26 protein-coding genes are annotated in these 20722 nt (G+C 40.8%); 12 read left to right on the forward strand and 14 right to left on the reverse strand.

The features are described from left to right. The first annotated feature begins 127 nt into the window (after window positions 1–127). The gene (locus ACTJJQ_RS16705) at window positions 128–1108 is read left to right on the forward strand and encodes a metal-dependent hydrolase (RefSeq protein ID WP_061418435.1); all 981 of its coding nucleotides are present in this window, start codon (window positions 128–130) and stop codon (window positions 1106–1108) included. An 18-nt stretch (window positions 1109–1126) separates the two neighbouring features. Here the strand turns inward: ACTJJQ_RS16705 and rsoA are convergent, their stop codons facing one another. Next, the gene (rsoA, locus tag ACTJJQ_RS16710) at window positions 1127–1348 is read right to left on the reverse strand and encodes a sigma-O factor regulator RsoA (protein ID WP_041116267.1); all 222 of its coding nucleotides are present in this window, start codon (window positions 1346–1348) and stop codon (window positions 1127–1129) included. Further along, complete coding sequence (locus ACTJJQ_RS16715; RefSeq protein ID WP_212362318.1) at window positions 1296–1898, reverse strand: sigma-70 family RNA polymerase sigma factor; 603 nt, start codon at window positions 1896–1898, stop codon at window positions 1296–1298. Before ACTJJQ_RS16715 ends, rsoA begins: the two co-directional genes overlap by 53 nt. Window positions 1899–2064: 166 nt before the next feature. Here ACTJJQ_RS16715 and ACTJJQ_RS16720 point away from each other — a divergent pair, with 166 nt between their 5' ends. From ACTJJQ_RS16720 to ACTJJQ_RS16730, 3 genes are all read left to right on the forward strand, one after another. Next, window positions 2065–2229 (forward strand): YvrJ family protein, encoded by a 165-nt coding sequence (locus ACTJJQ_RS16720; protein WP_003217819.1) that lies wholly within the window; start codon window positions 2065–2067, stop codon window positions 2227–2229. A 94-nt stretch (window positions 2230–2323) separates the two neighbouring features. Next, entirely contained in the window at window positions 2324–3487 is a 1164-nt protein-coding gene (locus ACTJJQ_RS16725; protein WP_035391265.1) for an oxalate decarboxylase family bicupin, read from the forward strand. A 67-nt stretch (window positions 3488–3554) separates the two neighbouring features. Then, window positions 3555–3977 (forward strand): regulatory YrvL family protein, encoded by a 423-nt coding sequence (locus tag ACTJJQ_RS16730; protein WP_017358844.1) that lies wholly within the window; start codon window positions 3555–3557, stop codon window positions 3975–3977. Between the two features lie 4 nt (window positions 3978–3981). On the opposite strand, the gene ACTJJQ_RS16735 is transcribed toward ACTJJQ_RS16730, so the two are convergent. Further along, window positions 3982–4449: a DinB family protein gene (locus ACTJJQ_RS16735; protein WP_060832191.1), complete on the reverse strand. Its 468-nt coding sequence runs from the start codon at window positions 4447–4449 to the stop codon at window positions 3982–3984. Window positions 4450–4655: 206 nt separating this feature from the next. Here ACTJJQ_RS16735 and ACTJJQ_RS16740 point away from each other — a divergent pair, with 206 nt between their 5' ends. After that, window positions 4656–5789, forward strand: coding sequence for an FAD-dependent oxidoreductase (locus tag ACTJJQ_RS16740; protein ID WP_440600418.1), 1134 nt, complete (start codon window positions 4656–4658; stop codon window positions 5787–5789). Between the two features lie 23 nt (window positions 5790–5812). Here ACTJJQ_RS16740 and ACTJJQ_RS16745 read toward each other — a convergent pair whose 3' ends face one another. The 3 genes from ACTJJQ_RS16745 to ACTJJQ_RS16755 form a co-directional block, all read right to left on the reverse strand. Continuing rightward, a complete protein-coding gene (locus ACTJJQ_RS16745; protein WP_440600419.1) occupies window positions 5813–8407 on the reverse strand; it encodes a YfhO family protein in 2595 nt (864 codons plus the stop codon). Window positions 8408–8494: 87 nt separating this feature from the next. Next, window positions 8495–9478: a glycosyltransferase family 2 protein gene (locus ACTJJQ_RS16750; protein WP_017366872.1), complete on the reverse strand. Its 984-nt coding sequence runs from the start codon at window positions 9476–9478 to the stop codon at window positions 8495–8497. A 301-nt stretch (window positions 9479–9779) separates the two neighbouring features. Continuing rightward, on the reverse strand, window positions 9780–10052 hold the full coding sequence (locus tag ACTJJQ_RS16755) for a YfhJ family protein (RefSeq protein WP_017366871.1): 273 nt from the start codon (window positions 10050–10052) through the stop codon (window positions 9780–9782). 116 nt (window positions 10053–10168) lie between these two features. Between ACTJJQ_RS16755 and ACTJJQ_RS16760 the strand changes: the two genes are divergently transcribed. Both ACTJJQ_RS16760 and ACTJJQ_RS16765 read left to right on the forward strand, forming a co-directional pair. After that, window positions 10169–10318, forward strand: coding sequence for a small, acid-soluble spore protein K (locus tag ACTJJQ_RS16760; RefSeq protein ID WP_003217849.1), 150 nt, complete (start codon window positions 10169–10171; stop codon window positions 10316–10318). A gap of 25 nt (window positions 10319–10343) precedes the next feature. Further along, the gene (locus ACTJJQ_RS16765) at window positions 10344–10517 is read left to right on the forward strand and encodes a YpzG family protein (protein WP_003217811.1); all 174 of its coding nucleotides are present in this window, start codon (window positions 10344–10346) and stop codon (window positions 10515–10517) included. 23 nt (window positions 10518–10540) lie between these two features. Here the strand turns inward: ACTJJQ_RS16765 and ACTJJQ_RS16770 are convergent, their stop codons facing one another. Further along, the gene (locus tag ACTJJQ_RS16770; RefSeq protein WP_008341991.1) at window positions 10541–10855 is read right to left on the reverse strand and encodes a YfhH family protein; all 315 of its coding nucleotides are present in this window, start codon (window positions 10853–10855) and stop codon (window positions 10541–10543) included. Between the two features lie 3 nt (window positions 10856–10858). Further along, window positions 10859–11650, reverse strand: a complete 792-nt coding sequence (gene recX / locus ACTJJQ_RS16775) for a recombination regulator RecX (protein WP_017358838.1) — start codon at window positions 11648–11650, stop codon at window positions 10859–10861. Window positions 11651–11745: 95 nt separating this feature from the next. Between recX and ACTJJQ_RS16780 the strand changes: the two genes are divergently transcribed. The 3 genes from ACTJJQ_RS16780 to ACTJJQ_RS16790 all read left to right on the forward strand — a co-directional run bounded on the left by ACTJJQ_RS16780 (window position 11746) and on the right by ACTJJQ_RS16790 (window position 13022). Then, the gene (locus ACTJJQ_RS16780) at window positions 11746–12642 is read left to right on the forward strand and encodes a TIGR01777 family oxidoreductase (protein WP_216099521.1); all 897 of its coding nucleotides are present in this window, start codon (window positions 11746–11748) and stop codon (window positions 12640–12642) included. A 52-nt stretch (window positions 12643–12694) separates the two neighbouring features. Then, window positions 12695–12805 (forward strand): YfhE family protein, encoded by a 111-nt coding sequence (locus ACTJJQ_RS16785; RefSeq protein ID WP_017358836.1) that lies wholly within the window; start codon window positions 12695–12697, stop codon window positions 12803–12805. A gap of 61 nt (window positions 12806–12866) precedes the next feature. Further along, window positions 12867–13022, forward strand: coding sequence for a YfhD family protein (locus ACTJJQ_RS16790; protein WP_008341997.1), 156 nt, complete (start codon window positions 12867–12869; stop codon window positions 13020–13022). 33 nt (window positions 13023–13055) lie between these two features. Here the strand turns inward: ACTJJQ_RS16790 and ACTJJQ_RS16795 are convergent, their stop codons facing one another. Then, window positions 13056–13643, reverse strand: coding sequence for a nitroreductase family protein (locus ACTJJQ_RS16795; protein WP_024720283.1), 588 nt, complete (start codon window positions 13641–13643; stop codon window positions 13056–13058). Window positions 13644–13913: 270 nt separating this feature from the next. On the opposite strand from ACTJJQ_RS16795, the gene ACTJJQ_RS16800 reads away from it, so the two are divergent. Beyond that, window positions 13914–15170: a transcriptional regulator gene (locus tag ACTJJQ_RS16800; RefSeq protein ID WP_008341668.1), complete on the forward strand. Its 1257-nt coding sequence runs from the start codon at window positions 13914–13916 to the stop codon at window positions 15168–15170. Between the two features lie 35 nt (window positions 15171–15205). Here the strand turns inward: ACTJJQ_RS16800 and ACTJJQ_RS16805 are convergent, their stop codons facing one another. The 3 genes from ACTJJQ_RS16805 to mprF all read right to left on the reverse strand — a co-directional run bounded on the left by ACTJJQ_RS16805 (window position 15206) and on the right by mprF (window position 19224). Then, window positions 15206–15673, reverse strand: coding sequence for a thiol-disulfide oxidoreductase DCC family protein (locus ACTJJQ_RS16805; protein WP_007496690.1), 468 nt, complete (start codon window positions 15671–15673; stop codon window positions 15206–15208). A 338-nt stretch (window positions 15674–16011) separates the two neighbouring features. Beyond that, entirely contained in the window at window positions 16012–16560 is a 549-nt protein-coding gene (locus ACTJJQ_RS16810; RefSeq protein WP_440174250.1) for a thioredoxin family protein, read from the reverse strand. A gap of 93 nt (window positions 16561–16653) precedes the next feature. After that, complete coding sequence (gene mprF, locus ACTJJQ_RS16815) at window positions 16654–19224, reverse strand: bifunctional lysylphosphatidylglycerol flippase/synthetase MprF (protein ID WP_282900550.1); 2571 nt, start codon at window positions 19222–19224, stop codon at window positions 16654–16656. A 168-nt stretch (window positions 19225–19392) separates the two neighbouring features. Between mprF and ACTJJQ_RS16820 the strand changes: the two genes are divergently transcribed. Beyond that, on the forward strand, window positions 19393–19872 hold the full coding sequence (locus tag ACTJJQ_RS16820; protein ID WP_008341672.1) for a MarR family transcriptional regulator: 480 nt from the start codon (window positions 19393–19395) through the stop codon (window positions 19870–19872). A 38-nt stretch (window positions 19873–19910) separates the two neighbouring features. Here the strand turns inward: ACTJJQ_RS16820 and ACTJJQ_RS16825 are convergent, their stop codons facing one another. Further along, window positions 19911–20174: a hypothetical protein gene (locus tag ACTJJQ_RS16825; RefSeq protein WP_035391285.1), complete on the reverse strand. Its 264-nt coding sequence runs from the start codon at window positions 20172–20174 to the stop codon at window positions 19911–19913. Window positions 20175–20186: 12 nt separating this feature from the next. Continuing rightward, entirely contained in the window at window positions 20187–20714 is a 528-nt protein-coding gene (locus tag ACTJJQ_RS16830) for a YfiT family bacillithiol transferase (RefSeq protein WP_041506578.1), read from the reverse strand. Between the last annotated feature and the right edge of the window lie 8 nt (window positions 20715–20722).

Genomic DNA, 20722 nt, shown 5'->3' on the forward strand with positions numbered 1-20722 from the left:
TGTTTGTAGATACGTTAACATGTTACATTAAATCGAGATAAAGCAAAAGTGATTTTGCACATAGTCTTGATTGGAGACGTATACTTTGTATGATTGTTCCTAAGCATGACAACTAGGAGGTAATCAATTGGATACTGGTACTCATGTAGTAATGGGCATTTCTCTTGGGGGACTTGCGCTTTTAGATCCAGCCGTCAGCGCAGATCCACACATGGCACACGCCGTGATGATCGCGACCATCGCCGGCTCCCAAGCACCAGACATTGATACTGTGCTAAAACTAAAAAATAATGCAGTTTATATAAGAAATCACCGGGGATTTACTCATTCCATTCCGGCTGTACTGTTTTGGTCATTGCTAATTCCGGCTGTGATTTTCCCATTTGTGCCGGGGGCAAATTTACTTCACCTTTGGTTATGGACACTATTAGCCGTCGTGCTTCATGTGTTTGTCGATATTTTCAATGCTTACGGCACGCAGGCCATTCGTCCATTTTCAAAGAAATGGGTAGCGCTTGGGATCATTAACACGTTTGATCCGTTTATCTTTTTTACACATCTTGTCGCCATTGTCGTATGGGCGATTGGTGGGCATCCCGGCTATACGTTCATCTCGCTATATGCCGTGATTTTTTGTTACTATATCGTCAGGGTCATCATGCAGCTTCAGATTAAACGCCAGCTACGTGCACGATTCGATGAGATTGAAGACATTATTATTTCGCCTACAATGAAGTTCAGACAATGGCGCATTGCTGTGAAATGTAAATCCTCTTTCCATGTTGGACGCAGTATGAATGGTGAGATCATCATTTTAGACACCTTTAACCGTGTGCCGGTCCCTGATACTGAGATTATGAAAATTGCCAAACAGGATGAAAACATTTCAGCCTTTCTCTCCTTCTCCCCTGTCTACCGGTGGGAAGTAGATAAATACAAGGATCATTATGAGGTACGGTTCATTGATTTGCGCTACCGCAGCAAAGGTCACTATCCTTTTGTTGCAATCTGCCATATCGACATGGACCACCAAATCAAAAATTCCTATACCGGCTGGATTTTCAGTGAAGAAAAACTGCAAAAAAAATTAAGACTCGGCTCTGTGTGAGCGAGTCTTTTTTTGTGCTTACAACTTCGTCATATATTCCACAATAAACTCCCAAAAGCCAGGTCCCTCTTGGTAAATCAGCCAGTCTACTTTTTCGATGAGTTTGATGTAGAGTTCTTGTTCGAGGTCTTCTCTTTCTTGATATGCCGTGTTTTGTAGTTTCTTTTTGATCATGGGTGTGAAGGTTTCAATGAGTTCTTCCATTTCTCCATTGGTCATTTTGTCTTCGTGCACGGACATCTCCCCCTGTTTCTTCTTTTAGTTTGTTGAGCGCTTTTTTGTGGATGTTTGAGATGTTTTGTCTCGTTTCGCCTAGCCGGTCGGCTATTTCTTTCATTGTTTGACCTTCAACATAAATATGGGTTAAGACCATTTTTTGTTTGTCTGTGAGCTGCTGGTAGGCCTTGTACAATCTTGGGTCTTGCAGGTGCTCCCCTAAGTCTTGCTGGTTGAAGAGCACGGCTTCATACGTATCTGTTTGAACAGGATCTTTCACTTCTTGCGTATCAGGATGATCGAGTATGAGCGGAAAACGCTGCTGCTTTTTTTTCACTCGTTTGTCAAAGTCGACTGAAAAGATGCGGATCATTGTGGAAATATACTTGATGATGCGGATTTTTTGATAAAACTGCTTGAACTCGGAATCTAGTTTTTTCGCATTTTCTTCGTTTGGCTCTTCCATGACTTGCCTGAGCAGCTGCTGGTTTTTAGGATTACTTAAAAATTGCTGAATGAGCGGGTGATCAATGATCTCCTTCCATTTTGCTTTCAATAACAGCCGATAATCCATGTGCATCCTCCCCTTTGTTCTCTCTACTTGCATTAAGTGGACAAAAGTTAAAAAAAGTAAACTTTGTGAAACGGGTCTAATGGTTCATTTTCTCCCCTTTTGATTTCCTATTTCTTCTTTCATACCACTTATAGAGAAGACGAGCATCCGCTGGGAGGTGAGACAAATGGAGACCTTTTTTTCAGAGGAATGGCTGAAGCAGCTTGGTCAGGCTGGTTTCCCTGCCATTTTGACGGTTTATTTGCTGACACGTTTTGAACGAAAGTTTGATGAATTAAGCAAACTCATCCAACGTTTGGTCGCTGTTCAAAAAAATGATGAATCAGATTGACATCTTCTTGATTCGTTTCACCTTATGAAAACGAGGGCGAAATGAAAGGCCTTTTGTCACCTCACACAATACGATGTTGAAAGGGGATTTTATCATGAGTGAAAAGCAAAATGGGGTACCGCAGCCGATTCGAGGAGAAAAAGGAGCAACAGTCAAAATTCCACGTAATCTCGAGCGAGACAGACAAAACCCAGATATGCTCACACCACCAGAAACCGATCATGGAACGGTTCCCAACATGAAATATTCTTTTTCTGATACGCACAACCGTTTAGAAAAAGGCGGCTATGCCCGCGAGGTAACGGTACGTGAACTGCCAATTTCTAAAAGTCTTGCCTCTGTGAACATGCGGCTAAAGCCTGGTGCGATTCGTGAGCTGCACTGGCATAAGGAAGCGGAATGGGCGTACATGATTTATGGGGAAGCACGAATTACATCGGTTGATGCAGAGGGGCGCAATTTTACAGAGGATGTGACAGAGGGAGATTTATGGTACTTCCCTTCTGGCTTGCCGCACTCTATCCAAGCACTTGAACCGGGAGCGGAATTCTTGCTTGTGTTTGATGATGGGTCTTTCTCTGAAAATAGTACGTTCCAAGTGACTGATTGGCTTGCCCATACGCCAGAGGAAATCGTTCTCCAAAACTTTGGAATGACAAAAGAACAATTTAACAAGCTGCCAGAGAAAGAAAAGTATATTTTCCAAAAAGGAATTCCTGGTTCCCTTGAGTGTGACAAGGTGCAAACAGAGCAAGGAGAGGTCCCGAATTCCTTTAAATATGAGCTGTTAAAACAGGAGCCAATTACGTCAAGCGGCGGACAAGTGTGGATTGCGGACTCTACCAATTTTAAAGCGTCTAAAACGATTGCATCCGCTCTTGTGAAAGTTGATCCAGGTGCCATCCGTGAGCTGCACTGGCATCCAAATACGGATGAATGGCAATATTTCATTTCTGGAAAAGCTCGAATGACGGTATTTGCTTCTGATGGACATGCAAGAACCTTTAACTATCAGGCGGGAGATGTTGGCTATGTGCCATTTGCGATGGGGCATTATGTAGAAAATACAGGCGACGAACCGCTCTATTTCTTAGAAATCTTTAAGAGCGATCATTATGCAGACATTTCACTCAATCAGTGGCTTGCGGTTACACCGAAACAGCTTGTTTTGGATCATTTAGATCAAGGTGAAGAATTCTTGAAATTGCTTGATACTGAAAAACATCCTGTCATTGCTGCACCCAAAAAAGAGGATTAATTCCACCTTCCTGCAAAAAGGCTGTCCTTTTTGCAGGTATCTTCATGTAAAGGAGTGATGTTTACCCATGCAGCAATCTGTTCACGCTTTATGGCAAGGGGTGAAATGCCTGATAGCGCTATCAGCTGTCTGTTACATATTTTTGTTGTTTTGTGTACTGTTCTTTCATTTGACGGGTGCTTTTTATCAATCGGTTTTATCGTTGCTTCTGTTTATGGGCATCTACGTTGTACTCGGGATCTCTTTTGAACATCTGGAACACGTGCTCATGTGTTTTGTTCGTAAGTGTCGGTCCAAAAAAAGATCCATCGTTTTCTATGCCGTCTTATTTCACCTTTTGTTTATTTGGGGTGCTGTCTACTTATCAGATGAATTGGTTGACGGCATTTTGCTGACTACTTCTGAAGAAATTCTCTTTGCGCTAAGTCTTTGGCTATTTCATTTTTTGTTTGATTATGCGACGTTTTCGTTTGATAAGGAAGCCTCGTGACGCTCTATCGTCTTTCTGTAGAGAGTACTTTTTTAATCTGCTCCATATGATGGAGATCATGTTTAATCAAACCTTGAAAATAACTTGATAACGTCAGCTCAGTTTGACAAATCAGAAAGGGTGTAGTCCAGCGAGATGCTTCGATTTTATTCATTTCTTGAAGTAATTCTGTTCTAACAGCAATAAATCGCCCGATCGTCTCGCTTCTCTCTTCCTTTCTTGCTCTTTCGGCTGACTGCCGGTTCATTTCATGCACATCAGGTGCCTGAGGTAACGCTTTATTGTTCCAAAATTCCTTTAGGCGATCGTGTAAAATAAATTCATCCCATGGAACGAAATGTGCGATGATCTCAGCAATGCTCCACTTTCCATCAGCGATGGCGCTACGCCATTCTTCTTCTGTTACTTTCGTTAGTGACTGTACCCATTCAAGGGTGTGTTCATAGTGTTTTATCACGGTGTCTTTGTTCATGTTTTGCTATCCCCTTCATGTTTTTAAAAGAAGTTGATCAGAAATTGGTTAGTTTCATTCTTGCGAAATCATTTATAACATATTATCATATACTTTAATTACCAAATGAAGAGGGGGAATTGTGATACGCTGTCCTATATGAAAAAGCTTATTTTTTTGCACTGAAATAAACCGACCGGTCTGTTTATAAAATAGGAGGGAAAATAATGAAATCTCAAAATGTGATCATTATCGGCAGTGGTGTAGCAGGATTGGCTACTTCTTTATTCTTAAAAAAGGCTGGAATGGAAAGTACGATTTATGAAAGCAGGTCAGATGAAGAATTAGAAACAGGAGCAGGTTTTTTACTGTCTCCGAATGGGGTAAAGATTTTGGATGAAATCGGGTGTAAAAATGAAGTAATAGCAAATGCAACCGTGATAAAGAAGATCCAGCAAATAAACAGTGAGAATGAAGTAGAAGCGATCTTTCACAATTATAGTGAAAAATATTATGATGCTCCTTTACTGAACGTCATGAGAGACCAAATCATCAAATCACTTTTAAAAGAAGTTCACCGTCAAGGAATAGAAGTGAAATACAACAAAAAGTTAATCTCAATCAAACAGCAGCCTCATACCGTTCAGGTTCTTTTTGAAGATGAAACTGAGATAACAGGTGATATTGTAATAGGAGCAGATGGAACTTTTTCTAAAACAAGAGAGGCTATTGCGTTTAATGCTAAATTAGACTATAGCGGTTTTTGGGGACTACAAGGAGTATCGTTTGTGAAGGATTTTGTATTGGATGAGGCAACAAGTTATTTTTACAATGACGGAAACTTTCAATTCATTTTTGGGAAAGCGCATCCAACAAATAAAATGAATATTTTATGGCAAGCTTTCTCTCAGTGTCCTGAGAAGTTACCTACAAAACATTTTGAGAAAGCCAATCAAGAAACCATCCGACAGTTATTATATAAACAAATGGAACATTGGAACATTCCTAAACACCTTTCTGACATCATCGATCATACAAACATGTTCTTTCCAAGAAGTATCTATGAAATAAAGGATCTTCCTGTGTGGTCAAAAGGACGAGTTGCTCTTATAGGTGATGCTGTTCACACAGCAAATCCTTTTGTTGGTCAAGGGGCATCGTATAGTCTAGAAGATGCCATGATCATAGCAAAGATGCTAAGGGATCATGATTATCGAGATGCGTTCTATTATTATGAAAAAGATCGAAGAAAGAGGACAGAAGAATTGAATGCGCTATTTCAGCACATGAGTATTCAAAACGATATTGATAAAAAAATGAACGAATACACGATTGAATGGGATGAAGAAACTTACGTATGAGATGAAAGATAAAAAAACACCACTTATGCTGAAAAGTGGTGTTTCTTGTGTTTTCTCCGTGCATAGAGGATCGCACCGATCAAACTGACGAGTGAAATCAATGTGAGAATTCTGATATAAGGCGGATAGTAGGTTAGCACAATCTCGTTTTTTCCTTTTTCTATTGGAAAACCGATAAACGCATAATTGGCTTGTTCAATATCGGTTTGATGGCCGTTCACCGTGAGCTCCCAGCCTTTTTCATATGGAACAGGCAGAATCATATAATCATCGCCGCGCTTGTTCTCATAAGAAATCGTAAAGCGGTTATTTTTAAGCTTCACCTGCTGGCTGCCATCATCCTGTTTTTCTTTTTCATATGCCCGCGCAAGGGTGTGGTAAGGCTCATGATACAGCTTTAATTGACTCAGCTCATACGTCCCTTTTGGCACTCGTATGGAAAGGATTTTTTCCGCAGGGACTCGAATCGTCACGTCATTAACGCCTGTTTTGTAGATAGACGTATTGCTTTTGCGTGATGTGACATAGTCATCCACAGATAACTGAAACCCTTCGTTACGGTCGGTCCGCTTCACATAAAAGCTCACATACACATCCCCCACGCGAGCGATATCATCTGGAAGGGTGATATTCAGCCCGCCCGTTTTCCCGTATACATCAAGCACGCCATTTTCGTATACCGCTTGTTCAGTATGAATGTTTGTATCCTTTATTCGATCAGGCGATTGGTCGATTTCAGCATTTCCTTTTTTGTTTAAGATCACACCTTGCAACATCGCATGTTCTTTATCAAGTGCTGACGCATGCTCTAGTGACTTTTCTGAATAGACGGTACTCGTTGTTCTTGCAAATGGGAGCGGGCGTGTATTTTCATACACTTCATAATGTTCGCTTTCCAATATTGGCTTAAAATAAACCGGCGGTGAGAAAGACATCGATTTGTCTCTCATATAATACTTCCCGTAGGTCAGACTGTATAAATTCGCCCTGTCCCCCATTGTTGCATACCGGCTGACACTTTCCCGTCCCATATCAATTTGCAGGTCATTCCAGTAGAAATGGAGCAGATGCTGATTCAATATACTTGAATACGCACTCATGCCTTGAAAGCCTTCAAATAACGGGGTGTTGTTGCGCACGCCGTTCATCCAATCAATCCGGGCAAGCGGATCTTCTTTTGAGCGGCTTTGAATCTGCTGAATGAGCTTCATTTGCTCATGTCCAGCATACGCCTCACTATTCAGATACGTATCTGATACGCTCTTAATATTGCTTCTTTCAAATAAGTAGCCCTGCTGATACACACCTGCTGTCAGTAAGCTCACAACGATGAGCACAGCTGAAAAGAGACGAAGGTGCAGACGTTTTCCCGCATGTATCGAGAGGAAGAACAAACTGATCACAAGCAGTCCTATTCCGGTAAATACAACAACATCCATATTTCCCTTTGCTCGTTCTGAAAGGGCGACTGCGAGAAGAAATACAATCCAAGCGCCTAAAACCGCACGCTTTTTCCACTTCCACTCCATTTGCGAGAAATGCTTGATGGTGATGGCTACGGCTGCTCCGACTGTAAAAGCAAGAATATATTCAAATCTGTACTGCGGTGCAGAAAAACCATTAAACACGCTCGCCATCTTTGGACTGTAGTGAAAAATGATCAGCAGAACACTGATCGATGTGAACATGAAAAACCATCTGTTCCGGTATAGCGGAACGAGAAACAGACAAATCAGAAAGATGACCGGCAATAAGTACACCCTGCTTGTAAACAGCAGATGATCATGCAGCTCGAACCAAGGAATTGCCTGTTCATACGGCGGTCTTACATTATTGAGAAAGCCGTAAACAGACGGGATAAAAAAGGCAGCACTGATCCCAAACGATAACAACGTAGAGATCGCAAGGGTCCAGAACACCTTCCAGCCTCGCTCCTCGCTTTGAAGCTTAATCATATATCTGAAGACAAGATAAATGGCTAAAAAGATAAAGTGAATGTAAGCAAAGTAAAAATTATTGATCAGCATGAGACTGCAAGCCGCAATAAACCAAGCCGGCTTGCCTGTTTTGAAAATACGTTCAACCCCGAGCACAAGCAGCGGAAGCCACATCATGCTGTCGGTGAAAAACTCCCAAAACGTTTGATGCCGAAAGTACACAATAGACAGTCCGTAAATACCGGCACCTGTGAGCGCCCCCAGCCTATGCTGCACAATCGAAAGGAGCACACGATATGCGATGAACAGAATGACTGTCAGCTTGATCACACTCAGCCAAATAACAGCATTTGCCCAAAAGTGAATGTCTGTTGACTGAATAAGGTGGAGCGCATTTAACAACCAGACAACAGCGACTGTGACCATAAAGACCATCGACGTTGTAAAATAATAACCTAATTGCGTATATGTACCGCCGCCTAGACCGAATTGATAGGAATAAAAGAAGTTCCCTTTGACGTATTCATCGTAAAGCAATTTTTTAAATGGGAGCATTTGTGAAATGCCATCCCCATCTCCCGTCATATATCGGCCTTGCGTATATTCATATAAGAAAAAGGAGTGTCCTAATAAAGCAAGGATGAGGCACATTCCAATGAGTATCCATCTACGTTTCATCATCTAAATCCTTTCTCCAAAAGATCCACTGTTCATTGAAACAAAACAACCCAGCAAGCGATTCGTGCTTGCCGGTTATTTGACTCCACGTTATTTAAATAACTGCGTTAACACTCGGTCTTGTTTTTTTGAGCTTGTCTCTTGTTCCATAACATTTGATTCTTGAATTAAGTAATGCGGCCTCTTTTTCGTTTCATAGTAAATTCGGCCAATGTATTCTCCAATCACACCTAGACTCAAGAGCTGGACACCACCGAGGAAAAGCACAGCTGAGATTAAAGTGAAATAACCCGGTACCATGATGCCCGTTCTGACGATTTGAATAAAGGTCGCCACGATGTAAATCAAAGAGAGAAATAAGATCAAAATACCCGTATAAAAACAAATACGCAGCGGGCGGTTGTTAAAAGAAATAACGCCATCTATGCCATAGTTAAATAATTTCTTCAGTGACCATTTTGTATCACCATGCTGTCTTTCCACATTTTCATAATAGATGACCTTTTCTTCAAAGCCAATCCAGCAAAAAAGGCCTTTTGAAAAACGATTTCCCTCTTTCAGTTGAAGCAATGCGTCGATCGCTTGACGGGAAATTAAACGGAAATCTCCTACACCATCACGCAAGTCCACTTCGACCACCTTGTTCATCACTTTATAATACATCGATGATAGGTAAGAACGAAGCTTGCTGTCCCCTTTACGGTTTCGTTTGGCAATGACTTGATGATAACCTTCTTCGTAGCCTCTAACAAAATCCTGAATCAAATACGTTGGGTGCTGCAGGTCGGCGTCCATAATGATCGCAGCTTCCCCTTTTGCATGCTCAAGACCTGCTAAAATTGCAGCTTCTTTCCCAAAGTTACGAGAAAAGGAAATGTATTTGACTTTTGCACTTTTGTGAGAGAGCTCTCTCATGTATTGAAGCGTATTGTCTTTGCTTCCATCATTCACAAAGATGATTTCAAAGTCATAATGAAAATCGCGAAACTCTTCCTCGAGTGCCTCAAAGATTCGTCTGATGTTTTCACCTTCATTGTAAGAAGGAATTATAACAGAGAGCAGTTCCCGTTCCATATCGCACCTTCTCTTCACTTTTTTCACATAGTCTGTTATGTTCATTATTCCTTTTTTGTCAGAAAACGAAACCCTTTTTTATTATCCATAAATTTCATGTATCCTTAATCGTTACATTATATCAGAGTTTTATTTCCAGTGATTTTCACCAACATGAATTTAATGTAATTTTAAGTTTATCCATTGTAAAAAGCCTGTAATTTTGATCACAGACTGGGTATTGTTTCATAAAATTGTTTGGTCATTTATATATTTTCCTGTTTGTTGAAAAAGATGAGTGGATGTGAAAAGGGCAACCCTTTTAATGAAGCAGCCCTTTGTCGTTTTGTTGCAGATGCTCATTTGCCTTCGATTGTTTATTTTGAAATAAATGCAGCTGAGCGCCGTAGCTTTCGATCCATTCTCGGACAATCCGTTCAGTCGTTTCCTGTCCTTTATATTTGCGGCCAGCCTTTGCATAGGTTGTTTCAAAATCACTCCAAAGGAGCTCTACCCATGTACGTGCTTCTTCATATGTGAGCATATTGTTTTTTTCCATTAGTTGTTCGGTTAATCGCTCAAAATATTGTTCCATACTGGTTCCTCCTTCATCTAGCAGAAAGTGCCTTTTTAAAAAAATCTCTTTTTTCATATACTACCCTTACGTCTTCAAAAGACGCAAATGATTTGTATTGTTTGGAGGGAATCAGTATGCGTAATAAAGCAAAGGGCTTTCCAAATCAAGTGAATCACAAGTTTGAAGGCGAACCAGGGGCCACAGATGCTTATGCGTCTAAAAGGCCGAACGGTGAGACAAATACACGTCCACAGGAACGTATGAGGGCATCAGGGAAACGCTAATTTTTCCAAAGGGAGTGCTTGAGATATGAGTTCAAATGGGAAATCGTATATGGAAGACTTTGTTCAATTAAGAACAACTGCTTACCCTCAACCATGGGCGAATGCTAAACATTCTGCCTCTCAGGTCAACGGAGAAACGCAGCAAACGCAGCACGACATCGTACTTCAGAACAACGTCCGTAAACAACGTTCGAAGTAAAGAAAAGGACTGATCTCTAGGGATCAGTCCTTTTGCGTAAGCATTGAAATCGGCAGGGCGTCTTCTTTATTTGGCGCTGATACTCTGTAGCCCCAAGCAAAAACCCCATTTAAATACTCCACATAAAACTGCTCGTCTGTATCTTTGATGTGATAAGTCGTTTTGGTCTGAATAGCAGCTGGATCTAATAAATAGGCTTTCGCCATGTCAATTTTCCGCTCCAACACGGCATATTCATTCACAATGCCTAGCTGCTCAGCCTTTCTTGCTTTTTCAGAAAGAGCGGCAATCTCCTGCTTTAATTCGTATTCTGTCATTTCACTATAGCGTTTTTCCATCTGTCATTCCCCTTTGTCTAAAACGTGATCAATTGTATCAAGATCAAAACCTTTTCGGTAAAGGAATTGCTTTACTTTCATTTTTTTCTCAAATGATCCGTCATAACCTACCTTGCGTTTTGCCTTCTCAAGCATATAGTGAAGGGCTTCTTCTTCCTTTTCCTCTTCTTGTCCATCATAGGCTTCTTGAAGGGCTTTATCAATGATATCAAATGAAAATCCTTTTCGCTGAAGCTGCAATTTGATACGCTGTTCAATTTCTTTTGCGGACCGGTTTTTCTCTTTCTTAACCAGCTTTAGCACTTGTTTCACTGCTTCCTCTAGCTGCAAATCATTCGGATATTGCGATAGTGCTTGTTCGATGGTGTCATCGTCTATGCCTTTCAGCTTTAACTCTTTTTTTAGCACTGACGGGCCTTTGCTATTCGTTTTTCGGTGGGTGCTTACATACGCTTCTGCAAATTCAAGATCATTTACATACTTATAATGTTTTAATTTGTGTATAATTTCACTAATAGCAGGTGCTGGTATGTCTTTTTTCGTCAAATAATCGGTGACTTCTTTCACTGATCTCATCCGATACGATAAATAATCGACGGCCTGCTGAAATCCTTTTTTTACTGCATCACCGAATTGAATCTCTATGATATCGGCTTCGTCCAGCTCTTTTCCCTTTTTCAAATCATGCTGGACGAGCACATCTAGATCAACGCTAAAAGCGTACTTTTCATCAAGAAAGATGTTCACGCGTTCTGTATTGTTTTTCTGAGCAGAGATTTTCGTAATATAGGGCATCCTGTGATCACTCCTTTTTTCAAACAGTCAGGATGTTTCTTCTGATTCAAAATCGTGAAAGATATAGATATGTATATGAGAGGAGAAGATGTCAATTGAATATCGCCATTACCGGAGGAACCGGGTTTATCGGCCAGCATGTCACAAAGGTGCTCGCAGCTGAAGGACATCATCTATATATTTTAACAAGAAATCCAAAGGAATCCGAACAAAATCATTTACACTATGTGCAGTGGCTAACAGAAGGTGCTAAGCCTGAACATGAATTGCCTCCCATTGATGTATGGATTAACCTTGCTGGAAAATCCATTTTCACACGCTGGACGGACAAAGCAAAAAAAGGCATTCTCTCCAGCCGTATTCAGTCCACACAAGAAGTGAGACGCATTATAGAAGCGCAGGAATCGAAACCATCTGTGCTCATTCAAGCAAGTGCTGTCGGTATCTATGGCACTTCCAAGACAGAGGATTTTACGGAGGAGGCCCCTCCAGCCGAGACTGATTTTTTAAGTTATACGTCAAAGCATTGGGAAGCTGAAGGGCAAAAAATTGAGGCGCTCGGTATTCGCACGGTTTATACACGCTTTGGGGTAGTGCTAGGAGAAAAAGGCACACTTCCTCTTATGACCTTGCCATACAAGCTGTTTGCCGGTGGAACGATTGGCTCTGGCTCGCAATGGGTATCTTGGGTTCACGTGGAGGATGTAGCACATCTCATTGCGTATGCCATTGAGCATGAACACATATCAGGTCCACTCAATGTCACATCTCCAAATCCTGTTCAAATGAAGCAGCTGGGGCAAACCATTGCATCTGTCCTTCATCGCCCTCACTGGCTGAAGGTGCCGTCCTTTGTCATCAAAACCGCACTTGGCGACATGTCATTGCTTGTTCTAGAAGGCCAACGTGCTCTGCCGAAAAAGGCACTGCTGTCTTCTTATGAGTTTTTACATCCTGAGCTAAAAGAAGCGATTTTGCATTCAGAGGAATAAATTTTGTCAAAAACACCCATCCTATTAAAAATGAGATGAGGGGGCGATTTTGATGAAGAAAAAAGAACACCAGCCGACTTCAAAACTGAAGAAAACCCAGGAAGTTCTGTATCAGCAGGAATTCAAAAAAGCGGAAAGAGCAGCAGAAAAAAGAAACAAATAAAACGGATATTCCTCTTTTACAAGCACATAACTAAAGTGATCTTGTAAAGGAGGGAAAAGCTTTGAAAAAAGACCAACACAAAAAATCCAACCACCAGCTTGCGGCACAAGAGACGGATGGCGAATATGTTGAATTTTCCAAAGAACTTGCAGATCCGAATGACGTAAAAGCGATGGCACGTATGAAAGCAGCCGATCAGCGTGCCAAAAAACAATAAGTAAAAAAACAGACCTTATCAAAAGGTCTGTTTTTATTTGATTTCAGTTAGCAGGCTTGATGCCTTCTGACGTGACTTTTCCTCAGGTACCTCTTCTGGATAACCGATGTGAAGAATTGCGGCAAAGCGTTCGTTTTCCTTTAATCCCATATCCTGTTGAAACCCTTTGTCGTATAAAATACGGCCGCTCTTCCATACCATACCGATTCCTTGATCCCAAGCCAGCAGCTGGAAGTTTTGAATGAGCGCACTCACAGCGGCAAAATCATCATTTCTCACAACTGGATTTTCGTCTTCTTTTAGAACAACAAGTAAAAGAGCTGGTACTTTAGAAAAATAATCTCTGTACTGATTGATCTTTTCTTCTTTTGCGTCTGGATTGTTGCGTTTAAAGAAAGCAATAAACCGCTCAACAAATACCTCTTTTGCTTCATCCGTCACTGCATATAAAAAACGCCAAGGTTCCGTGATTTTATGATTGGGTGCATAGACTGCATCCTCTAATAATGGCTGAAGCTGTTCAATGCTCACCGGCGTTTCTTTGAATTTTCGAATCGATCGTCTATATCTGACAGCGTCTCGAACCGTTAACGCTTCTGTTTGTTGTTTTGTTTCTGGCATATATGTCATCCTTTCAATCAACCTTAATTGAAATTGATTCTCATTCACATTATAAACATGATCATGTGCTGTTTGCAAATAAGACCTCACCTCTCTGCTAAAAAGTTGTTTGCCTTTTTCAAGTAATGTTACAATCATATTACGTTTTAAACAAATTTTGAGAAAAAAGCCAAGATGATGAAATGATTTCAGGTATTTCCACTTTGTCTCATGCGGCTATTTTTTCAAAAAGCTTTCAACCCATGATTGGAAGGGAGGCTTCTGAATGGAATGAAAATCAATATTGGGCAAATCATCAAACTCTATCGTTACAAACAAAATATGACCCAATCGGAGTTGGCAGAAGGAATTTGTTCTGTCTCTCATTTAAGTAAAATTGAAAATGGCTCAAAAGAGGCCAATCAAGATACGATCAATCTTTTGCTTGAACGGCTTGGAATTAGTCAAGAAACGCTGTCGCAAAAGGCGCGTCATCTGTTGTCATTACTCGATGAGTTTCAGATGAACATGTATTTCTATGCGCTCGATCAAGCAGAGCAAAATGCAGAAATGATCATTCATCACGAGGAACAGTTCTTTTCGCTAGATTTAGGGATTCAGTATCATTTGTCCTTATTTCAATTTTATTTATTAACAGAAAAACAGCAGCTTGCCTTAAAAACGCACCGCGTGCTTAAGAAGTTTGAAAAAACCTTTATTGACACAGAAAAAGAAACGTTTGAATATCTAGATGGCATCCACCAGATTAAAATCGGTCAACTCGAAGAAGGATTGAAAAGACTTGAAAGCTGCTTTTCTTACGCTTCTGTTGAACAGAGCGACCTGTATTATCACTATGCAAAAGCACTTGGAGCCATGGGGCATCTCGGTGATGCGCTTGAGGCCACACATCAAGCAATGGATTTGTATAGACAAAAAAATAATTTCAAGCGGGTCATTCATTGTACACTCATTCATGGGGTCATCTCACTGGAATTAAAGGCCTTTCAAACAGCTAAAAGATATTTAAAAGAAGTGATTTTACACACATCGCTTCACCCTGATGCTTATATTAAGATGACAGCTTATTTTTATTACGGGGTTCTCTTAAAACGCCAAGGAGATTTCTCATCCGCTGTGCCTTATTTACTAGATTCACTCAATTATTTTAATCAAGAACAGATAGAAGATCGTTACTGTGAAACGCTTTATGAAATCGCAACATTGTATGCGGAATATGATCGCAAAAAGGCGCTTCCATACATACACGAGCTGCTCAAACAGCCTCGTATTCAACCAAACTGTTTATATATGATTAAAATCTATAAATTGATGATTGAAGAGAATCCTCATGATTTGAAAACTTATTTAGTAGAAGCAGCGATTCCTTACTTTGAACACAATCAGCTCCACAATGAGTACTTGTTTGCTCTTAGAACCTTACTTTCCTATGCGGCTTCTGAGCTTGATAAGCGTGCGTATATGTCTTACACAACGAAGCTACTTGATCACTTAGCATCATATATCCCATATTACAAAAAAGCATGACCTTCTGCCGATCGAAGGTCATGCTTTTTCTATGATTAGATGGTTTTTTGTTGATCTGTATCGGGACGGGTGACTTGTTCGACAGAATGAATGTACCGTTTTCTCGCAAAATAATCGTAAGCATGCTGCCCAAAGCCAAGCCAAATGCTGAGTACAATGAATGGGACCGTTCCCCATAATGCAGGGATGTGACAAGCCATTCTCAGCCAAGTATAAATCCCTGAGTTTTTTTGATTTTTCGCTAAGGAAATAGACACGATTCGTTTCTCTGCCTTCTCTTCACTAATTTTATTCAGTCTCAGCAGCTGTGAGTGTCTAAATGATTCAAAGTGAATTCGGTTTTTCCAATCGAGTGATTTCAACAGGTCAATCGCTTTTGCACATGAAGGACTTTGTCCGTCATAAAACACAAGCAGTCTGAGTGATTTGATGGAACGCTGTTCTCTTTTCTTTGATTCAGCGAGCTTCTTTTTTTCTTGATCGAGATAGATGATTTTTTTCATAAATTGATCGCCAGCCCTTTTCCTTCATTTATTTTTTTTAGTTCGTTCAAAGGAGATTACAACTAGATTACTATAGTTGCTGGGCCTCTTGTATTGGGAAAAAGCCATCCGACGTGCGTTATATGAGCCTTTAGATAAGGGCAAAATAGCTGTTTTCATGGCATATATGAGGTTTTTCAACTAAAAGTGGTTGGGAAAATCGTGATGCTTTGCGGTTTTCTGCGGTATTTGATAGAATTCTGCGGTTTTTCTACATCTTTATGCGGTGTTTTGTAGGTGAAACGCAAAAACAAGATAAAAAAAGACTACTTCCCATTGCGGCGAAGTAGTCTTTTGGTTTATATTTTTGCCAAAACTTCTACTATTTCTTTCTCAATATCTTTCCATAAGTAACGATCTGTCGTATAGTGATGTGCGGCTTCTTTCGCAAACACTTTAAATGCTTCCTCAAAATCGGGTGCATCTTTATCCGGCTTTTTCTCGTCGACAAAGCGCTGAGCTTCTGCTGAGCGAGGTCCCCATTTCCCCACTTCTTTCCCGTCCTGATCAATGATGACGATAATCGGAATCGATCTTGCGGTCCCGTTCGTTAAATACTGATCCATCAGGTCTAGGTGCTCGTCCCGAATGAAATAGCGCGCATCAATCAGTGCTTCATTTGCAATACGCATGAAAATAGGTGCATTGACCATCGCATCGCCGCACCAATCTGCCGTGATCACAAGCGCTCTCAGTTTTTTCTTTTGAAGTTTTTGAAGCAGCTCTTTTTCCTTTTGATGAATTGCGTACTGGTTGTACACCGTGAGTAAGTTTTCACGATTTTTCTCCATGTTGTGTACATATGTACGTTCAGCTAATCCCTTTGTAAACCATTCATTTAGTGTCATGTGAACATCCCCCTTACCCTTCAACTTTACCACTTTTGCTATTCTTTTGTCTAAAAAAACCTTCACCTAGTGAAAGGTAAAGGTTCTTTGGACTTATGGACGCCGTTTTCGATTTGGGTCCATTCCTATCAGCTTAGTGACGAGCACCATTGTGACAGGCAGTGATGTATTCTTTTTATACGCTAAATATTTTCCGCGCCATTCTGGTTTATATTTCTGTTTAAACGACCGTAAGCCGCTGAAACTATACATATATCTGACGTTATTGAAGATGACACTCGCCAAACGTTCTGTCAGAAAGGACTGGTGGAACGTGCCTACATTCGATAATGGCGCCATTCCCATGTTAAAGGATGTGTAGCCTTTTTCTTTCGCCCATTGAAAAAGGTGGATAAAGAGTGCATCCATCATCCCGTTCGGTGCATCATGCATATGACGCATGAGGTCGATGGATATCTCTCCTTTTTGGTACATCGGCATTAAGGACACAAAAGATATGATCTGTCCTTGTTCATCCTTTAAAATCGCAATCGGTGCTTTTTGAATGTAGTCTTCATGGAAATAGCCTAATGAAAATCCTTTTTCTTTTTTCTTGCCCAGCCAGCTGTCAGAGATTTGTTTTAAGGTTGAGATCAATTCCTCTGAAAAGGGCGGCTCCAGCATTTCAAACGTATAGCCTTCTCGTTCAAATTTATTTGCGACAGCCCGTAAGTTTGATTTTTTCTTTCCTGACAAAGAGAACGTTTCTAAATCGACCATGGCTTCTTCCCCAAGCTTAAAGAAGTGAAAACCTAGGTCATGATAAAGCGCCATTCCTTCGCGCTCTACTTGGTAAAAAGCGACACGATAGCCTGCTTTTTCTGTCTGTTCCAAAAATTCTTCCAGTACAAGCGGATAAGAGGCTTTACGGCCAGAAGGATCTCCAAGCACAATAACGCAGCGGCCAATCCGGCCAAACTGAAGCATCGCCTCTCCATCACTTGAGAAAAACAGTTTTTTGTCTCCCAAAAAACCTAGATGACTAAGAGCATTTCCTCCCTTTTCTTCGAGAAAAGTTTTTAATTTTTCTTCATCGGCTTCTTCACCGATTGGAACTGCTTTTTTATTAAAAATCAATTTGCTAATGAAAAAGAAAAGAGGGACGCCAATTAAAGCAATCATACTGGTCATCGTGATATGCCGTTCATTATGAACCAAATAGTCCTTGCTTAGGAAATGACCAATTTTCATCCAAATGAAGTTCCCAATGACATTATAGTTAAACAACACGAGTAAATATCCGGCGGCGGCCGCCACAAACTGATTCAAAGAATAAGGGGCCTGCTGCTTCACAAATTGATTTCGAAGCGAGAAAAATACCACCATGATGACCGGCAATATAAAGATCAAACTCAGGTTAAACCCTTTTAGTAAAGTAAACACAAAGCCGCCTGCTAGGGCAATCATTGTCAATAGATAAGACCGTTTTGTTCTTTTATACACTTCAATGGACAAAATCATTAAAATGATCCCGAACATTAAAGAAAGACCATTAAATCCTGATAACAAAAAGCGTGGAATGGTTGTAATCACGCCTAAACGATCAACAGGAAGCACAACGGAAGCCATAATGAGCAAACCGCTTCCAAACGTTAAAATGGACAAAGATCCGTACAATAGACGGATGAGCAGCGCTCGGTGCAAAACAATTAAGACGTTCGTTGTTTCAATAGCAGGAGCCATTCTCGGATTGCCTTCAAGACGCCTGAGTGTTGTTCCAGTTAAATCGTATGCCGCTAGACAAAGTCCAAGAATAAACGGGAAAATGGAGTAAACGAAGCGGTACAATACAAGCGCTGTCAGTACCATCTCTTTATCAAACCCAATGTATTGCATACTGAGTAAAAAGATCAGATCAAACGAACCAAATCCGCCCGGAACCATACTGATTAAACCGCCGATTGACGCAATCGCAAAGACGCCTAATACAATACGGACATCAACGTTCATCCCCATAGAGACAACAGCCATGTACATGACAAGACCAGCTGCCAGCCACTCTAAAAACGATGCACCAATATAAGCATAGATCGGGTGCTTCAGTCCGTTTTCACCGCTCTCAATCGAGCTTTTTCGAATGGACGCCATGATGATGTAAATGGGTACAATACAAGCAAAAATAATGACAAATGCCCATAACCACGGCTCCTGACTAATAATACTTTCAACTGGCAGGACCCTAACTAAAATCAAATCACTGAAAATAGATAAGCCCAGTAGAACGGAGGATGTCAAAAGGGCAATGCCTTTCAGCAGTTTTTTCGTATCTGTTATGTATTCCTTGTATAGAAGCGTTCTAAGCCCTGCTCCTGATAAACCACCGAATCCAAGTACACTGTTAAAGGAGTTGGCGATCCAAGAAATTCGGATCGTTTTCCAGCCGCTGATGGGCATATCAAGGCTTTTTCTTAAAATAAAATCATATAAGGACATGGATAAAACAGCGACAAGTCCAAGAAAGACTAGAATAAACAAGTCCATTCGATTCAAGCTGTCAATAATATAAAACGTCTTTTTAATGGAAAGGCCGCTCAGCTCCTGCTTGGCGACAAAAATTAAGACAAGGATGATCACGATCGGAAAGAGCATTTTTAAGATCGTCATACCCGTTTTTTTGTTCCACATGTTTTTCCCAACTTTCTAAGTTGCTTCATTAATTTCAACTGACCATTATTATACAACAAATACCACTTAATTCATGCAGTTTAACATTCAAAAGCTTCATGATACTTTCAATTAGAAGTAAAAATCAGTAATATAAAGAAAAGAGCCGCTTAAAGGAAGTGAACAAGCGTGGAATATAATATTCATGACACCACCGTACTAAAAGAGGAAATCCTGTCTCCTGAGGAAAAAAAGACATGGGTGCTGTATATGAAAGTGCTCACTGCTGCAGGACTTGGAGATGTTTCTGAATGGATGAAGCTTGATATGAGTATGCCTCAAATGAAAGTACTCATGCTGCTCAATAACCATGGCTCTCTTAAGGTGTCCGAAATTGCTGAAAAAATGGGGGCTTCTTTGTCCAATATGACAGGGCTGCTTGATCGGTTAGAACAATCGAACTTTGTGGAACGAAAGCATTCTGAGCGTGACCGTCGAATCATTGTCGTAGAATTGACAGAGGAAGCGAAAAATATTTTCAGAAGTATTTATCAAAAAGGGCATGAAAAAATTAAAAATTCCCTGCAACGGCTCAATGACGAGGAAAAAGAAAAAGTCAATGAAGGTCTAGCCATTTTAGAAAAAGCACTTCGTCCTGAACGTGGCTAAAAAAGGAAAAAAGACGGTCACTTGAGGTCCGTCTTTTTTCATTCTTCTTTTCCTTGTTTATCTGGGGTGAAAAGATATTGACGAATGACTTCCCGATCATCCCACAGGAGATAACCTAAACCGATAATGAGAAAAATGATGCTGATCCACGTACCGCCTGGGAGTATATCTTCCAGTTCCTCGATCGTTCTTACTGTGCTTACATTTCCACCATAACGAATCTCAAACAAAACGAATTTTGCTATATAAAACAATGCCGCCATGCAGATAAACATAGCGCCGACAATTCTTCTACTAGACATGTGTTGACTCCTTTACTTCCACTGATTTCTTTTGATTAATTCCGTGATATGGGCGAGATGATGCTGTGAATGCCAGACGTACATTCCTGTTGCATCATATAAGGACACCGTTTGTTGATCGGCCGGATGGTAATATGCAGCGTTGAAATCTTCCTCTGTCATCTCGCGAAGTAATGTGACCCACCGGCGATGCAGACTGCTGATTAACGGCAGTGATAGGCTGATAGGCGCCTTACTGTCAGGAAGTGAAGCAAATGCCTCCTGATCATATGGACGTATGTGCGGTGTTTCTTCTGTCAGCGCAAGCTTAAATCGCAAGTAAGCGTTCAGATGGCTGTCCGCTACGTGGTGAATGAGCTGACGAACAGTCCATCCACCTGGCCGGTATGGGGTATCCAGCTGATCATTTGTCAATGGGACAACTGCCTCTTCATACTTTTGAGGAATGAGTGCCAGCTCATCAATCCATGCCTCCAGCTGCTTTTTCGTTTGTTGGTCCACCGGTTCATATAAGCCAATCGGATATTGTAATGATGTCATCTGCTGCC

Source organism: Bacillus sp. 22483, assembly GCF_052044605.1.
In the GTDB taxonomy this organism is placed as follows: Bacteria; Bacillota; Bacilli; order Bacillales; family Bacillaceae; genus Bacillus; species Bacillus altitudinis.

Coding starts and splice junctions, on each gene's coding strand:
- rsoA (WP_041116267.1), bottom strand. CDS start 1,348: ATGTCCGTGCACGAAGACAAAATGACCAATGGAGAAATGGAAGAACTC.
- ACTJJQ_RS16715 (WP_212362318.1), bottom strand. CDS start 1,898: ATGGATTATCGGCTGTTATTGAAAGCAAAATGGAAGGAGATCATTGAT.
- ACTJJQ_RS16720 (WP_003217819.1), top strand. CDS start 2,065: ATGGAGACCTTTTTTTCAGAGGAATGGCTGAAGCAGCTTGGTCAGGCT.
- ACTJJQ_RS16725 (WP_035391265.1), top strand. CDS start 2,324: ATGAGTGAAAAGCAAAATGGGGTACCGCAGCCGATTCGAGGAGAAAAA.
- ACTJJQ_RS16730 (WP_017358844.1), top strand. CDS start 3,555: ATGCAGCAATCTGTTCACGCTTTATGGCAAGGGGTGAAATGCCTGATA.
- ACTJJQ_RS16735 (WP_060832191.1), bottom strand. CDS start 4,449: ATGAACAAAGACACCGTGATAAAACACTATGAACACACCCTTGAATGG.
- ACTJJQ_RS16740 (WP_440600418.1), top strand. CDS start 4,656: ATGAAATCTCAAAATGTGATCATTATCGGCAGTGGTGTAGCAGGATTG.
- ACTJJQ_RS16745 (WP_440600419.1), bottom strand. CDS start 8,407: ATGATGAAACGTAGATGGATACTCATTGGAATGTGCCTCATCCTTGCT.
- ACTJJQ_RS16750 (WP_017366872.1), bottom strand. CDS start 9,478: ATGGAACGGGAACTGCTCTCTGTTATAATTCCTTCTTACAATGAAGGT.
- ACTJJQ_RS16755 (WP_017366871.1), bottom strand. CDS start 10,052: ATGGAACAATATTTTGAGCGATTAACCGAACAACTAATGGAAAAAAAC.
- ACTJJQ_RS16760 (WP_003217849.1), top strand. CDS start 10,169: ATGCGTAATAAAGCAAAGGGCTTTCCAAATCAAGTGAATCACAAGTTT.
- ACTJJQ_RS16765 (WP_003217811.1), top strand. CDS start 10,344: ATGAGTTCAAATGGGAAATCGTATATGGAAGACTTTGTTCAATTAAGA.
- ACTJJQ_RS16770 (WP_008341991.1), bottom strand. CDS start 10,855: ATGGAAAAACGCTATAGTGAAATGACAGAATACGAATTAAAGCAGGAG.
- recX (WP_017358838.1), bottom strand. CDS start 11,650: ATGCCCTATATTACGAAAATCTCTGCTCAGAAAAACAATACAGAACGC.
- ACTJJQ_RS16785 (WP_017358836.1), top strand. CDS start 12,695: ATGAAGAAAAAAGAACACCAGCCGACTTCAAAACTGAAGAAAACCCAG.
- ACTJJQ_RS16795 (WP_024720283.1), bottom strand. CDS start 13,643: ATGCCAGAAACAAAACAACAAACAGAAGCGTTAACGGTTCGAGACGCT.
- ACTJJQ_RS16800 (WP_008341668.1), top strand. CDS start 13,914: ATGAAAATCAATATTGGGCAAATCATCAAACTCTATCGTTACAAACAA.
- ACTJJQ_RS16805 (WP_007496690.1), bottom strand. CDS start 15,673: ATGAAAAAAATCATCTATCTCGATCAAGAAAAAAAGAAGCTCGCTGAA.
- ACTJJQ_RS16810 (WP_440174250.1), bottom strand. CDS start 16,560: ATGACACTAAATGAATGGTTTACAAAGGGATTAGCTGAACGTACATAT.
- mprF (WP_282900550.1), bottom strand. CDS start 19,224: ATGTGGAACAAAAAAACGGGTATGACGATCTTAAAAATGCTCTTTCCG.
- ACTJJQ_RS16825 (WP_035391285.1), bottom strand. CDS start 20,174: ATGTCTAGTAGAAGAATTGTCGGCGCTATGTTTATCTGCATGGCGGCA.
- ACTJJQ_RS16830 (WP_041506578.1), bottom strand. CDS start 20,714: ATGACATCATTACAATATCCGATTGGCTTATATGAACCGGTGGACCAA.